This window comes from Pseudomonas sp. CFBP 13719 (genome assembly GCF_014842095.1).
Taxonomy (GTDB): domain Bacteria; phylum Pseudomonadota; class Gammaproteobacteria; order Pseudomonadales; family Pseudomonadaceae; genus Aquipseudomonas.
Window position 1 is genome coordinate 360,851 of sequence record NZ_JACYVB010000003.1, and the last position, 15,261, is coordinate 376,111.

13 protein-coding genes and 1 pseudogene are annotated in these 15,261 nt (G+C 54.9%); 7 read left to right on the forward strand and 7 right to left on the reverse strand.

Features of this window, described 5'->3' with window-relative positions; all coding sequences use genetic code 11:
* Positions 1-331 precede the first annotated feature (331 nt).
* Together IFT57_RS12005 and IFT57_RS12010 are read right to left on the reverse strand one after the other, a co-directional pair.
* Complete coding sequence (locus tag IFT57_RS12005; protein WP_244657302.1) at positions 332-1,054, reverse strand: DUF4225 domain-containing protein; 723 nt, start codon at positions 1,052-1,054, stop codon at positions 332-334.
* Complete coding sequence (locus IFT57_RS12010; protein ID WP_192151523.1) at positions 1,051-1,536, reverse strand: Hcp family type VI secretion system effector; 486 nt, start codon at positions 1,534-1,536, stop codon at positions 1,051-1,053. The genes IFT57_RS12005 and IFT57_RS12010 overlap by 4 nt, the downstream gene beginning before the upstream one ends.
* A 344-nt stretch (positions 1,537-1,880) precedes the next feature.
* On the opposite strand from IFT57_RS12010, the gene IFT57_RS12015 reads away from it, so the two are divergent.
* The 6 genes from IFT57_RS12015 to IFT57_RS12040 all read left to right on the forward strand — a co-directional run bounded on the left by IFT57_RS12015 (position 1,881) and on the right by IFT57_RS12040 (position 7,670).
* Positions 1,881-2,930: an AraC family transcriptional regulator gene (locus tag IFT57_RS12015; RefSeq protein ID WP_342030346.1), complete on the forward strand. Its 1,050-nt coding sequence runs from the start codon at positions 1,881-1,883 to the stop codon at positions 2,928-2,930.
* 183 nt (positions 2,931-3,113) lie between these two features.
* Positions 3,114-4,079 (forward strand): amino acid ABC transporter permease, encoded by a 966-nt coding sequence (locus IFT57_RS12020; RefSeq protein WP_122478073.1) that lies wholly within the window; start codon positions 3,114-3,116, stop codon positions 4,077-4,079.
* Between the two features lie 18 nt (positions 4,080-4,097).
* Entirely contained in the window at positions 4,098-4,868 is a 771-nt protein-coding gene (locus tag IFT57_RS12025; protein ID WP_192151524.1) for an amino acid ABC transporter ATP-binding protein, read from the forward strand.
* Between the two features lie 96 nt (positions 4,869-4,964).
* Positions 4,965-5,804: a transporter substrate-binding domain-containing protein gene (locus IFT57_RS12030; protein ID WP_192151525.1), complete on the forward strand. Its 840-nt coding sequence runs from the start codon at positions 4,965-4,967 to the stop codon at positions 5,802-5,804.
* 69 nt (positions 5,805-5,873) lie between these two features.
* Positions 5,874-7,172, forward strand: coding sequence for an NAD(P)/FAD-dependent oxidoreductase (locus tag IFT57_RS12035; protein ID WP_192151526.1), 1,299 nt, complete (start codon positions 5,874-5,876; stop codon positions 7,170-7,172).
* A 27-nt stretch (positions 7,173-7,199) separates the two neighbouring features.
* Entirely contained in the window at positions 7,200-7,670 is a 471-nt protein-coding gene (locus IFT57_RS12040; RefSeq protein ID WP_192151527.1) for an Lrp/AsnC family transcriptional regulator, read from the forward strand.
* Positions 7,671-7,773: 103 nt separating this feature from the next.
* Here IFT57_RS12040 and IFT57_RS12045 read toward each other — a convergent pair whose 3' ends face one another.
* The 4 genes and pseudogenes from IFT57_RS12045 to IFT57_RS12055 all read right to left on the reverse strand — a co-directional run bounded on the left by IFT57_RS12045 (position 7,774) and on the right by IFT57_RS12055 (position 11,900).
* Positions 7,774-8,166: a hypothetical protein gene (locus IFT57_RS12045; protein WP_192151528.1), complete on the reverse strand. Its 393-nt coding sequence runs from the start codon at positions 8,164-8,166 to the stop codon at positions 7,774-7,776.
* A 1,126-nt stretch (positions 8,167-9,292) separates the two neighbouring features.
* Positions 9,293-9,778, reverse strand: coding sequence for a methyl-accepting chemotaxis protein (locus tag IFT57_RS27270; RefSeq protein WP_446731197.1), 486 nt, complete (start codon positions 9,776-9,778; stop codon positions 9,293-9,295).
* 84 nt (positions 9,779-9,862) lie between these two features.
* Positions 9,863-10,639, reverse strand: a pseudogene (locus tag IFT57_RS27275) (PAS domain-containing protein); the annotation flags it as partial.
* A 760-nt stretch (positions 10,640-11,399) separates the two neighbouring features.
* Positions 11,400-11,900 carry a hypothetical protein gene (locus tag IFT57_RS12055; RefSeq protein WP_192151529.1) on the reverse strand — a complete coding sequence of 167 codons (501 nt, stop codon included), beginning with the start codon at positions 11,898-11,900 and terminating at the stop codon, positions 11,400-11,402.
* Positions 11,901-12,488: 588 nt separating this feature from the next.
* Between IFT57_RS12055 and IFT57_RS12060 the strand changes: the two genes are divergently transcribed.
* Positions 12,489-13,349, forward strand: coding sequence for a hypothetical protein (locus IFT57_RS12060; protein WP_192151530.1), 861 nt, complete (start codon positions 12,489-12,491; stop codon positions 13,347-13,349).
* A gap of 375 nt (positions 13,350-13,724) precedes the next feature.
* Here IFT57_RS12060 and IFT57_RS12065 read toward each other — a convergent pair whose 3' ends face one another.
* Complete coding sequence (locus IFT57_RS12065) at positions 13,725-14,648, reverse strand: LysR family transcriptional regulator (protein WP_192151851.1); 924 nt, start codon at positions 14,646-14,648, stop codon at positions 13,725-13,727.
* Positions 14,649-15,261 lie beyond the last annotated feature (613 nt).

The following is a 15,261-nucleotide window of genomic DNA, read 5'->3' on the forward strand; positions in this document are numbered from 1 at the left end:
AATACCCTTCTGGATGGGTATTGATTTGGTGTGAGTTTACTTTCGTAAAAACCAGCGTTTTCGTTCCCAATTAGCGGGAAGGGTACACACATGGGCAAATATCATAACAAGGGATAGCCAACCCATTACGGAGTTATCTACGTACCCCATAAACGGTAACATGCTATCTCGCAAAAAAAAACCGTGAATAGAAGCGCACAGTACGTTATAGATCCCAATCCCCCAAAACTTCAAAGCGGAAAAGCGACGACCTGAAAATGCGAAGTATGCCCAATAGGAAGGACAGTACAGAAGTACCGTTATCAACACGAAGACGGGATAATAAATAAAGTTACTCATTAGAAGGGTGGCACACGTCATACATGGTTTTTGCAGTCATACCGTCCATAAATCTATCGAAGAAAAATCCCCCTTGCGTAGCTTGTTGATACCCTCTAACATAGTCCGTATTCACATATCTAAACAAGCGCCAAGCATCGGGTTTTAATACCATTCTACCTATGCCGTAGGCTGATGAACTCAAGTCAACCATTCCATAGGCCACATCGGCTTCACAATTACCTTTTCCCAGCATTCCAGAAACGGCGCGATAACCCGTTCTTAGTGGTCCTACGGTATCGGAACGATTCTCGAAAAGATTGCGCCCGCTTTCATAGGTGTTATTAGCACCGTTGAGCATCATGGGCGCACCCGCGAAAAGGCAAAGTGTGCCCACGGAGGCGTAGCATATCCCAGCGCCCGCAGCAAACTGAAGCGCTCCCGAGATAACGCTTGCTCCTCGCAAGGCAATGTCTCGTGCCTGGCTGAGGAGACTGTTTTGCTCATCCTTTAGTTCTTTTAATCCTTGTTCAGCGCTTTTATTACCCTGAGAAACGTCATTAACGATGCCTCTGGCGTAATAAGAAACCTCTCTGTTGAATTGCAGACGCAGCGCTCCATCATTAATATATCTAGCGCCTAGTGTGCTGGCTTGACTACCCAATTTTGCGGCGGCTTGGCTAACCATCCAATAATCACAGCTACCAGGCATGCAACTTTTGACTGTTGGTTTCATTCGTTATTTCCCCATGTGCTATATCCGCTGGTGCCAGCAGCGTGGTGAGTCCACGTGATATCTCGGTAACGAATAGCAATATGCTCTTGAGGTTCTGCGTCGCTTTGCAAAATGGCATGAGGCATTTCAAGTGTCAGATCAGCAATAATTCCGCCATTGATTGAGACTGAATAAAACTTTTCCTGCATACCAAAAGAAGACACTCGATAAAAGCTTATTGTGCAGTTTATTTCTTCTCTAGTTGAGAGTGCTTGGGCGAGTAGCGGCGAGGCTTTGTCAACGTTTTTGGTGATAATGATTGGGCTATGTGTTGGCTTATTAATATTTCCGATGTTGACCATATTGTGGGTGTAAGACAGCACCATGATTTCGTCGGTATGCCCGGCCTGGCACTTATTGCCAATAGAGTCTTGGGTTGAACAACCCGCTGAAATCAGTCCTTGAGCCTTGCCGGTGATGGTCATATAATCGTGGTTAGCCATTCGTGACACTCCTTTTAGTCAGCCGAACATCCTATTACAAGGGTTTCAGGTGTGCTGTAGGACATTTCTGAAAAGCCATGCGAAATATTTCGAACCCGGACCACCGTCGGCTCCGTGAAAAATCTGGTCTGGTAAGTCTGTGGGTAGGTTGTGAAACCACGGGTATCCGAGCTTAAGTGCACTTTCTGTTCCGTTGCTCCCCAAACCCCTACTAGGCAGGTCTTTGGTCAGGACGCTTGCTCGGCGCCAACGGATGGATTAGAACTGACGACCGCAAGGGTAGGGCAATGAGTGCCCTACAGGCCGTTCGGTCCGTTTCGCCCAGAAGCGGTTAGCGAGGATGAGTGAACCTGACCCGAAACCCGCTCGACGCTCCATCGCTGCGCGATACGATCTCGATCCACCTGGTGCGCGAAGCCGTGCGTGACTGTCATCTGCCCCTGCAGCCCTTGTTGCAGTCGGCGGGCATCGAGCCCACGCTGCTGGGCAATGATCAGGCTCGGATCCCGGTGCACAGCTACGCTCGGCTCTGGCGACAACTGGCCAGGGCGCTCGACGACGAATTCTTCGGCATGGACGCGCGGCCCCTGCGGCGCGGCAGCTTCGCGTTCCTGTGCCGGGCCTGCATGCACCAGCCCACGGTAGGCGCTGCACTGCAGCGCGCCCTGGAGTTCGTCGCACTGATGCTGGCCGACTACGACGGTCGCCTGGCGACCCAGCAATCGCTGGCCGAAATCGTCATTCATGAGCGCAGCACCGAACCCAAACGGGCGTTTTCCTGCTTCACCTATTGGATGATCGTGCATGGCATCGCCTGCTGGCTGGCGGGACGGCGCATTCCGATTCTGGCCATGGAACTGCGCGGCCCGGCGCCTCGCTACGTAGGCGATTATCAGGTGATGTTCTCGCCCAACCTGCGCTTCGAGCGACCCCGCACCCGGCTGATCTTCGCCGCCGAGCACCTAGACATTCCGGTGCGGCGCAGCGCGACCGAGCTGCGGCGTTTTCTCGCCCGCGCGCCGGCCAACATCCTGGTGCGCTACCGCGATCCGCACAGCTTGGGCTGGCGCATCCGCCAGAGGCTGCGCAATCTGCCGGCGGCAGAGTTTCCAGCCATCGAAAGCATGGCCAGCCAGTGCGGCGCTTCGGTGGCCACGCTGCGTCGGCGCCTGGCCGAGGAGGGCGCCGGCTACCAGGCGCTCAAGGACAGCGTGCGCCGGGAGCGCGCGGTGCTCTGGCTGGCCGAGCCACAAGCGACCTTCGAAGACATCGCCGAGCGCCTGGGCTTCGCCGACGCCAGTTCCTTCTACAAGGCCTTTCGCAAGTGGACCGGCGCAAGCCCCGGCCACTATCGCAGCCTCATCCTCGATGGAGTTGGCCCGAACGGCGCCTGACCAGGCCGCCCAAGTGACAGGGAAAACGCCACCGTAGCGGCGAATCGTCCGCGCTTTCCTGCGTTTGTCAGGGGCTGCCCGCCAAATCTGGCGGATTCACTATCGAATCAATGCAAAGCGCAGGGTGCTCGCCAGCGTTTTGCGCGCCCATAATGAAAACACAACAACAAAGGTGTCCATGCCATGTTCAAGGACCACATCGTCAAACCCCGAGCCACCGACAACCTGACGTTCATGGGTACCGTGGCTGCCGTCACCTTTGCCGTCACCCTGTTCGCAGGCCTCGGTGAGAGTGGCCTGGGCCGCCTGATGGCGCCGATCCTGCTGGACCTGCACGCACCGCTGGCCCGTGACGTGGCCGTGGCAGTCACCTTCACCCTGACCCTGGTGCTGAACCTGTTCGTGTTGGGACGGTTCCCCTTGCGGGCGCAGATCATCACGGTGTGGTGCGAACTGTTACTGATGTTCCTGCTGTTCTTCGACACCTTCGACCTTTCCTACGCGTTCATCGCCACCAAAGTCGGTTTCATGATTACCCAAGGGGTGTTCACGACGGTGTACGTGTCGGCGATCTCCATTGCCATCGCGTTCGTACTCGCCTTGCTGGGCGCCACCGCGCGCCTGTCGTCCAACGGTTTCGCCATCGCGATCGCCAGCTTCTACACCTCGTTCTTCCGTGGTGTGCCGCTGCTGATCCAGATCTACCTCATCTACCTGGGCATCCCGCAGCTGGGCTATGTGGTCGGTGCCGTGCCGGCCGGCATCCTGGCACTGTCGCTGTGCTACGGCGCGTACATGACCGAAATCTTCCGCGCCGGCATCAGCAGCATTCCGCGCGGGCAATGGGAAGCGTCGCGGGCCATCGGCCTGTCGCCACTTCAAACCATGTTGCGGGTAATTCTGCCGCAGTCCATGCGACTGATCATCCCGCCGACCGGCAATCAGTTCATCTCCATGCTCAAAGACAGTTCGCTGGTGTCGGTGATCGGCGTCTGGGAGTTGATGTTCCTGGCACGCACCCAGGGCCGCGCGGAGTTTCGCCATCTGGAGATGCTGATCACCGCCGCGGTGCTGTACTGGTTGCTGTCGATCGTTCTGGAAACGGTCCAGGCCCGCCTGGAAAAACACTTCAACCGCGCGCACCGCTGAGCCGTCCAGGAGCTTGAGATGAATCGATCGACCGTTGCCCACGATCTCCCCCAGCAGGCCGGTGTTCGCGTACGCAAGCTGAACAAATGGTATGGCGAGTTCCACGTGCTCAAGGACATCGACCTGCACATCGCCAGCGGCGAGATCGTGGTCATCTGCGGGCCCTCGGGCTCGGGCAAGTCGACGCTGATCCGCTGCCTGAACCTGCTGGAAGACTTTCAGCAGGGCGAGGTGATCATCGGCGACACCCCGCTCACCCGCAGTGCCGCCTGCGTGGCCGGCATACGCCGCCAGGTCGGCATGGTCTTTCAGCAATTCAACCTGTTTCCGCATCTGACCGTGCTCGACAACCTGATGCTGGGGCCGCGGCTGGTCAGCCGGTTGAGCGACGCCGACGCCCGTGCCCTGGCCCATGAATACCTGGAACGCGTGCGCATCGGCAACCAGGCCGACAAATACCCGGGCCAGTTGTCCGGTGGCCAGCAACAGCGCGTGGCCATTGCCCGGGCGCTGTGCATGCGCCCGCGCATCATGCTCTTCGACGAACCCACCTCGGCGCTCGATCCGGAGATGGTCAAGGAGGTGCTTGACGTAATGGGCGAGCTGGCTCAGGACGGCATCACCATGCTTTGCGTGACCCATGAAATGGGCTTCGCCCGCCGCGTGGCAGACCGGATCATCTTCATGGACCAGGGCTGCATCATCGAAGAGGCCAAACCGCAGGATTTCTTCGATAACCCAAGGCATGAACGTGCGCGCGAGTTCCTTTCGCAGATTCTCAGCCACTGAGTGCCTGAGCCTCAAACCGACATCAATCACGAATTCACCATGCTGCACACGCCACAAGAACGATAACCGCGTACCGCTGCTCTCTGGAGGTTCACCATGACGTTGCTGACCCGCTTGTTCACCGCCGCCGCACTGGCCGGCGTCTTCACGGCCGGAGCCGGGGTTGCCTGGGCAGGCACCACCCTGGACCGCATCAACTCGACCAAGGTCATGAAAGTGGCCACGGCGGCCAACTGGCCACCGCAATCGTTCCTGGGGCCGGACAATGCCCTGCAGGGCTTCGACATCGACGTGGCCACCGAGATCGGCAAGCGCCTGGGCAGCAAGGTGGCGTTCGTCACGCCCGAGTACGGCATCATCACCGCCGGGCGCTGGTCGAACCGCTGGGACATTTCGGTCGGTTCGATGACGCCGACCCGTGAACGGGGCAGGGTGCTCGACTTCCCGGCGGTCTACTACTACACGCCGTACGTGTTCGCCGTGCACAAGGCCGCCGCCGGCACCAAGACCGCCGACCTCAACGGCAAGATCATCGGCGTCGAGGCCGGCACCACGTCCGAGGATTACATCAACCGCCGGCTGACCATCGATGCGGCCGACGTGCCGTCGTTCACCTACGACGTCGAGCCGGGCGAGGTGAAAACCTACGGCGACAGCATGGGCCCGCTGGACGACCTGCGCATGGGCAACGGGGTGCGCCTCAACGCTACCTTGTCCGCACTGCCGACCATCAGTGCCGCTATCAAAAATGGCTACCCGATCGTCCAGGTCGAGGGCAAGCCGGCCTATTACGAACCCTTGGCCATCGCCGTCGACAAGGGCGACGACGCCTTCAACGGTGCGCTGACCAAGATCGTCGATGAGATGAAAGCCGACGGCACTCTCAAGCAGCTTTCCGAAAAATGGTACGGCGCCGACCTCACCAAAGTGCAGTGACCTGCCGGCGTCCCGTGTGCTCGATTGCGCACACGGGACGCACCCGCCCGATGAAGGATGACGGACCTCATGTTCAGCTATATCGACAACTATTACACCGCGACCATGCGCGAGGCACCCGTGCGGCCGCCCCTCGCCGGCAAGGTCTGCGTCGACGTGTGCGTCGTGGGCGGTGGCCTGGCGGGGCTGAGCACCGCCTGGGAACTGGTTTCGCGGGGCAAATCGGTGGTGGTGCTGGAGGCGGCGCGGGTGGCCTGGGGCGCTTCCGGGCGCAACGGCGGGTTCGTCCTGCAAGGCTGGTCCGAGGGCCTCTCGGCCATCGAGCAGCGCTGCGGCAAGGACACCGCCGCAGCCTTGTTCAAGCTGTCACTGGAAGGCGTGGACAGCGTGCGCGAGACCATAGAGCGGCATTCACTGCCGGGTTGCGCACCCAGCCGGGGCAAGCTGAGTGTCAGCCGCTTCGACAACGCCGACAGCCTCAAGCGGTTCAGCGAGCGCATGGACCGTGATTTCGGTTTCAACTTGGAGTACCTCGACCGCGACACTCTGCGCACCCTGCTCGACACCGAGCGTTACCACCAGGGGCTGCGTGACACCCACGGTTTCCATTTCCACCCATTGAACTATTGCCTGGGCCTGGCCGACCTGATCGAGCAAAAAGGGGGCGTGATCCATGAGCAGTGCGCCATGCTCCAGGTCGACAGCCGAGCCGGCCGTTCCCAGGTGTCAACGGCTCACGGCAGCGTCGATTGTGTCGATGTGGTGTACTGCTGCGGCGGCTATGGCGGTCCGGAATTCGGTAAATTGCACCGTGCCTTTCTGCCCATCGCCACCTACGTGGTGCTCACCGAGCCGTTGGGTGCGCGCCTGCAACAGGCCGTCCGCACCTCTGAAGCCGTCGGCGATTCCCGGCGGGCCTCGGACTATTACCGTATCGTGGATGGCGATCGGCTGCTGTGGGGCGGCCACATCACCACCCACAATCTGCAGGACGAGCAACGTCTGGCGCAACTGCTCAGCGCCGATATCCTCGATGTCTACCCACAGCTGCAAGGCCTGAAAATCGACAAGGCCTGGTCTGGACTGATGGGCTACGCGCGGCACAAAATGCCCCACATCGGCCCGCTGGGCCCTGGGCTGTGGTCCTGCGCATCGTTCGGCGGGCATGGCATGAACACCGCGCCGGCCGGGGGGAGGGTGATTGCCGAGGCCATCTGCGGCGAATCGGACCGCTACCGTTTGTTCGACCGCTACGGGCTGCAGTGGAACGGGGGCCCATTCGGCCCTCCGGCGGCGCAATTGGTGTATACCGGGTTGAAGATGATGGACAGGTTCCAGGAACGACACGCCGGCGTAGGGCCGCGTTAACTCTTTTACAGGCAAGGTCTACACGGCATGGATGCGCACCTACCCGGCACATTGTTCAACCTCACCGAGAACGATCGGCAATTGCTGGCGTTGCTGCAGGCCAACGCCCGCGAGCCGACCGCGTCACTGGCGCGCAAGCTTGGAGTGTCGCGCTCTTCGGTACAGGAGCGCATCCAGCGGCTGGAGAAAGCCGGCGTCATCACCGGCTACAGCGTGCGTATCGACCACGACCGGATACAGCCCACCATCAACTGCTTCACCATGACCTCTTGCACCAACAAGAGCTACACCGACGTCATGACCACCTTGCGCAAGATCGAGGCAGTGCAGGCCGTATACGCCGTGTCCGGGGAGTCGGACTTCATCATTCACCTGGCCACCGGGACGCTGGGCGAACTCAACGCCGAGCTGACCCGCATCAACATGATCAAGGGCGTGGCGCACACGGCGTCGCATATCGTGATGGAGACCAAGTTCAGTCGTAAATTGAGCGTGTAGGAGGGCAGATGCCCGGTGGCAGGACGCACCAGGCAGGATGGATAACGTAAGCGCCCATTCGCACTTGGCCTTTTTTCACACAGCTAGCTAGTTTTCGGCATTATCAGTGAGCAAAACGATTATTCGTTGTCCCTTTGACACTGTCGACAAACCAAAACCATCGTTCATCAGCTTTGACAATGTTGCATTCCTCGCCATACGCCGAATAGGTCACGCAAATCACATCGCCCGTGATCTTCCAACTCCCTTTAGCTTCAGGCATTCCAGTTATATTGATTTTGGCTGCTCCATCGGCTGTAAGAATCTCGGAAAAAGATCGCCCACTTGACGTTACGCTTTGATGTGAGCGTCCTACGAATTGGCTTGCAACGTCGTCACCGCTGAGTTTTGCAGCGCCGGGCGGCGCCGGCGAGTGCGCGTCCATTGCGGGATTGCTTCCGCTGGTGGCGCAGCCCAGCAATAAAGCAGTGAATGCAGCGGTGCAGATTGTTTTCATGAGTCATTCCTCTCTTCGAAAAAGGTATGAGCCATTTGCAGTGGAGACAACATTATCAACAACGCACTACTGATATGCTCAGAGAATCGGCTGAGCGGATACCCAAACAACTGACTCGCGTTGAGTCTAGCACCCCATGTCGCACCTGCATTTTGGAGGTAGGAGCAGACCAAGAGGCCGTTGGGTAAATCCAACCAGGCCGCATAACTATACTAAATGCTTATTTAGTATAGTTATCGTATTTTAGGCGACGTTCGCGAATAAGTAGGGCTGCTTTCGGTATTAGGGTTACGCTGCCTACGACTATAGATCTTGTAGCTTGCAGACAAGCACTCAAGGGAGTTTTCCAGCCAAACAGTGCCCATCGGGACCCATCGCGGACCTGACAATCAGATGAAGAACGGCACACGCTTACTCGTGCGCGATGCATTTCTACAGCGCGGTCTTCATTCGGCAACTGCCGAGTCACGCCATACAGGCTAACGCAGCTCCGTTGATCGCCAACAGGCACGCTTGTCACCCCAACAAGGCTGATTTTGTGGATGACTACGCGATCATGCCGGTCTGGTGTGGTGGAACGTCGAGCTCTGGATGACGGATCGCGATGCGGTTTGGTTTGGTTTGGTTTGGTTTGGTTTGGTAGTGATCGAGCCAATCATGCTAATGAACGTCGTAGACGTGAACACTAGCGTTTCGGACATTCAGGTCTTCGTCGAGGAATTCGAGCCGAGCACCAGTGAGGAGGAAAAGCTGACGCGGCGCGAGTCCAAGTGCTGAGGTGGCAAGGTTCTGATGTACCTAGCCGAAGGATTACCAGTCCAAGGCTGAATCCCCAGCTCGCAGCACCAACCCTGGCACCCGACTCGCGAAACAGGACGTTACGCATAATGTATATTATGTTAAATTGCGTATTTCTCCTAAGCTGCACTCACCTGTCCAACGTCAAATCGGCGAACTTCGCCTGATCCTGGTGTAGCGCCAACCGCCAGCTGTTGCCAACCGGCAGCAGCTTTGGCGTACAAATCGTAAGCAGACATCGAAGCGAGAGCTCCACTTTCTACGCGAATGCGCTTAGGGACTAACGGTATCGCTGTCCGCTGCGTAATCGACACTGACCTTTAATCAGCTACTTTTTCCCGTGCCTTGAAATAAAGTCAGCCTCATCCATGCGGTTGGCAAACATGCTGACCGCTTCCACGGCATCACTTGCACCGTCTCGGATCTGGACAATCACTTGCCCAGCTTGATCAGCTAGGGTAACGCCTCGGTTGGCACCTTCTTGAGTGGCGTTCATGCTAGCAACTGCCTCGCGCGTCTCCGCGAGAATCTTGCCAATCATCTCCGCGATTTCCTTGGTGGAGCCGCTAGTACGTCCGGCGAGTTGCCTTACCTCATCGGCCACGACTGCAAATCCCCGCCCTTGATCGCCCGCCCGAGCCGCTTCTATAGCCGCATTTAGCGCCAGAAGGTTAGTCTGATCAGCAATACCGCGAATAGTATTAACGATCGCCGTGATCTGCTCCGACCGATCCCCCAGTTGCCCTACTAATTTAGCGGAAGAGCCAATTTTTTCCGCAATCTGGCGCATCTCTCGCGCAGTTTCCTGGATCACAAGCGTGCCCTGCTCAGCGACTTTTTCGGTCTCGGCTGAAATGTGATAGGCTTTTGAAGCTCCGTGCGCGTCCGCTTCTTGCGTCTCTACCTTTGACGTAATGTCGCTCGCGAATTTGACAACTTTGTAGACTTTGCCATCCGTATCGAAAACAGGGTTGTAAGTCGCTTCTAACCAAACGACGTGGCCATTTTTGCCAATTCTTTTGAACTGACCGCCCACAAATTCCCCTCGGTTTAGCTTACGCCAAAACTCAGCGTATTCGGCACTGTTGACCAGAGATGGTTCGCAGAAAGTCCTATGATGTTTGCCGCTAATATCTGCCAACGAATAATTCATGACTTGCAGAAAATTACCATTGGCTACCAACACCTGCCCGGATGGGTCAAATTCACAAATCGCCATGGCGCGATCCACTGCGTTGAGCTTGCTGCGGGTTTCATTTTCCAGAAGGACTTTTTGAGTGACATCCAAAGCGTATTTGACTACTTTGACAACACGGCCTTGGGCGTCGGTCACAGGATTGTAACTTGCCTCCAGCCATACGCTTCTGCCCGACTTGTCAATTCGCACAAAAGTGCCGGATATAAATTTACCTGCACGCAGAGACGCCCAGAGGTCTGCGTACTCAGTGCTACTTAGCATTTCCGAATCGCAGAAATCACGATGCTTTTTACCCGTCAGTTCCTCTGCGTGGTACCCCATAATGGTGAGAAATTTATCGTTAGCGCGGATGATCTTTCCGTCTGGCTCCAGCTCGACAACAGCCATCGATTTTTCCAACGCGCCCATCAATCCTTTGAGTCCCGCTACTTCGGCCTTCATGGCTGCCAGTTCAGTTCTATCTTTACGTCCGAACATAACGTGCCTCTTTTTGGTTCATAGGAAACTCGTTGTTGTGAAGGTATCGGCTTAACACAATAAAGCTGGAGCGACTACTCGCCTGGTCAGACGAACGGTGCGCTATAAGCCGGTAGTAATATTTATCGATTGGCTACGAAGCCGCGACAGATCTTGCGAAATGGATAGCCTAGCCACACCTTGTGGCGATATGAAATCTATCTCGAATCGACAACGTGCTAGTGTTTGGCACCTCGCTCATCATATATTAGATATCCAGCTGCAGTGCACTACGCTCTTGAACACTTAACGTGACTGGAACTGCTTTATTCCATCGGACGTCACGAATCCCATAGCGACTTGCGATGTGTTCAAGAGAGGTCAGATCTACGACTACGCCGACATGTACGCCATGCCGTACCAAAACACTCAGCCATGCCCTTTCCGACCACATCGAATCCCGACTGACTATCAATAGCTTCTTGGTTTCAAAGAACATGTAGTGCACTTCGTAGACTGCGTCCAATCGAGCTGGCTCCTCTTGAGTACCTACTCCAAACAACATGCGTGATGCCATATCTTCCAGCTTTCAGCTCATCCGATAGCATTTTCTCATCGTGCTCGCTGTTTATCAGAACTCTACGCCCGAATTAAACGCTGCCACCGCAAAGCGCGCTCTTCATCCATCACATCGCATTGGACGAGAATTACTGTCTCGCGGGCATCGAAATTAATAGCCAGCCAATATAATCTTAATCTCTGCAGTTACCGAAAATACTCACTACAGCGTTAATTTTGACTTGAACATCAATACATTTGCTTTAGCTTTCGGCACCTTTATTGAGCTGCAATGAACGCCCTCTGCAAAGAGATTAATCTTTATACCCTTGAAGATACGTCTATATTTCTCTAATTCAAGCTTCGCAGCGGTCTCTTGAAAATCACTCTCCTCACCCGCTCTATTGAGCAAAACGCTGAGCATCGTCTCGGTGGATACAGCTATGCAGATCAGACCATTTATGAATTCTAGAAGTTTACACCTAAGTAAAACTAAGTTTTCTATGTTGAGGTCTACGAGGACGGAATAGGAGGCACTGTCTGTTCGGTAAATATCCGCGGGTATTTTGTGCACAGGGGCCGGCCTACCTATATTCTGCTTAAGAGCCCCGGCGAGATCATGAGTAGCCGCATCCAAAATGAGGTTGTATCGAGCGGCAATTGCTTGTAACGATTCTAGATCCTCAACACACTGTTTTAGCATTGGGGTGCTTAGCTTTCCCATGGAGTCTCCGCTTTTGAGATGCCTACTCGGGATTGGGTTCTTACCAGAACGTGACCCTATCTGTTAACAGACTGCAACCCGAAGGAGCAGCCTCTACACTGAATGATCCAACATTGGATCAATCGGCCAGCCAAGTCTCGACTTCACGGCGAAACTCGCTTTTCCATATCTTGAGCAGCTATGGTTTCCACCCTTTTTTGACAACCTCATCAGATGCGGGATGCCTGTGACCCTTGGTTTTCCTAGGCTTACGCGTTTTTCCGAAGTTGCACCGGAAAAGTCGCGGTTAGGTTATTAAACTAGCCATCCGCGGATAACTAGGCACACGTTTGCAATATTAGCCATTGCGCTATAGACGCCAACGTCACAGCTACCGGTATTGAATACGCTTGCCCACTTGCTGTGTCCGATTGACTAATCAGCACAACCATTGGCGATAGCGGGTACTTTGCCCGACAAGCGCTAGATGATGCAAGGAACCAAAAGAAACATTTTTGGGTCAAATTTCAAAGCCGCCTAATCGGCTCTATACTGTATGCTAGCCCACAATCAAATATTAATTCTGACCCCAAACGATTTCTCAAGACCATGAATAAAAATGACGTGATGAGTTACGTGGATGATGTCAGGTGTAAAATTGTGAGCGGCGACATTAATAAAGCCATCCTTATGCATTTCGACCTAATGATGACCACCTATCAGCAAAAACCCTTGTTTTATAAGCACATCTTAAAACACGATAGATTTATGGTTGCCGTGACTTTGCTAAGCTTTAGCTTCAAGAACCCGAAGATGCCGCTTTCAAGGGTCAAAGAATTCTGCCGAGATCGTGATTACATGTCGGGCAACAGTCTAGACTCTTTGTTCTCACTGTTTGAGATTACCGGCTTCATGGACGTTATTGCAGACGAGGAAGATGGACGACAGCGACTGTATAAACCTACAGCAGCAGCGTTAAGCACAGCGAAGAATTTAATCAACGCTTATACGAAGCCGTCCGAGGGGATGATACCCAACGAAGATAGACTCAATCGAGTAACGTTACCGCATGACCTCGTACCGCATTATTACAAAGGTTTTGCTAAAGTACTTGATGCCAATATAATGCTCGGTCAGCAGCGAACTGACGAGATATGGATTATGAACAAGGACGGCGGCCATTTGCCAATGCTCGCCCTATATGTCGACAACCTAAGGAATTCCTGTTCAAAAGCAGATCAGAAAGTTTCAACTTACAGCGATCTGTCTTCTCGACTTGGCGTATCACACACCCACATTATAAGAATAATAAAGGAAGGCGAATCGCGTGGATATTTCAAATGCAACAAACACCAAGTCCAGCTGCAACCTGAGTTTACAGAATTAGTGCACAGAGTGATGGCGAGCCATTTCGCGATCGCAAGGGTCAGCCTAGAATTAGGCATAGCGTGCTCGGATAGCTCAACCTAATATACTGCGGACCATCGAGCACTTTGAGGTGACTTGGGTCGGCTACCTGCCCACCACTGGCGGTGGCATCGTTTGCTAATTGGCCCAGTGCGCTAATAAGCACGCGATCAGCACGCAAGCAGCGGTTGCCGGCACTGAACCAGTGGCACAGTATCCAAGGCTCTCAAGATCCAACCAAAACGCCCAACGTGCGCCAGATGATCATGGGATATCAAGGGGGCTGATGAGTTATGTGGGCTGGAAGAACAGGAAGTCTGCTCCTTGGTACGGAGACGCCACTACGTCTTTTGGAGGGATAGCGTTACGTGATGCCCTAGCTCAGGGGAGCGGCTGACCAGCAGGGTTTGCATCCTTGAGGGGTACCCTGCCAATCATTCAGCTCGGGCTGGGTTGGTTGCATTCTAGGTCGCGGGCCCACTCACGTACTGCCTCGGCGAACATTCGCAGTGCCATCGGCGGGTGCCGGTTTGCAGGGTAATACAGGCAGGCTCCTGGATAGCACGGCCCCCAATCTGGCAAAAGATGCACCAAACTACCTGCTTGCAGATGCTCCCCAACTTGATGCTCGGGCAGCCAAGCGATGCCAATGCCTGCTAGTGCAGCCTCAGTCATCAGGTTGATGTTATCCATCGTCATTGGCCCATTGACATCAATGCTGGCCGTTCTGCCCAGATGACCTAGATCCCAGCGAAACAAGGTGCCGCTTGTAAACCGAAAACGGATGCAGCGATGATCCTTAAGGTCATGCGGCGCAAGGGGCGCAGGGTGACGGCTTAGATATTCAGGCGATGCTACAGCGGCAAAGCGAACGTCCGGGCCAAAGCGGATAGCTATCATGTCGCGAGGAACATCATCGAACAGCCGGATACCAGCATCGAACCCATCAGCGACGATATCGACCAGCCTGCTATCGACAATGCATTCGATGTGGATCTGTGGGTTATCACGCAAAAAACCAGGCATTACGTGGCGTATCAAAAGCCTGAACGAGGACTCCGTAGCGCTAATTCGTATCAACCCTGAAGGGGTGTTTCGTTCTGAGGTCACGTCGTTTACGGCGCATTCTAGATCACCCAAAAGAGGTTGAACACGATTAAATAATTGCTTTCCCGCCTCAGTCAGGGCTACCGAACGGGTCGTGCGGTTGAACAATCGCAGCTCCAACCGGGACTCAAGGCCTCGCATGGAGTGACTAAGCGCCGAAGCCGACACACCAAGAATCTTGGCGGCACCGCTGAAGCTGCGTCGTTCAGCGATGGCTACAAAGGCAGTCAGCTCAGGAAGTGCAGCCCGAATCATTTGTGAATCCCCTTCAAGTGCGCATGAAACAATGTGACAATTGTTGAGATAGGTACAAGAATCCGTAGTGTATCTATCAGTCACTCGCTTGCGAAGAAGAAGAAACATGCAGAAACTCCATTTAGGCAAAAGACCGTTTGAAAGTCTGGGGCTGGGGCCCGGGCTGCACGTGCATGAGCTTTGGCTAAAGCCTAGCTTCAAACTCCGAGAGGATGATAAAGCAGATACGCGCAATGCATGATCAACGCACCACTCTGTTTTGCCCCGGCAGAAGCATAAGGCCCATTCGTAAATGAAAAATTGCTAGGTTCCGCATTGGCACCGATCAGAGGCAAGGTCGTCATCGCCACCAGATTCGGCTTCAAAATCGACCTGGTTACGGAAAAACGACGCGGTGGTACTAACAATCGTCCCGCGCATATCAGGGCTATCGTGCAGGTTGATTGATCGTCTCAGGCGGCCAGGGAAATGGCCGGGCATTACCGCGATTTAGGACGCTGTTCTCATGATTCACCTGCACGCCTGCACACGTATAACTGCTACGTTTCACGCCACCCCATGCGTCGGTATAGGCTTAGGTGGTCGAGGTGCAATTTAATCACTCATACCGAAC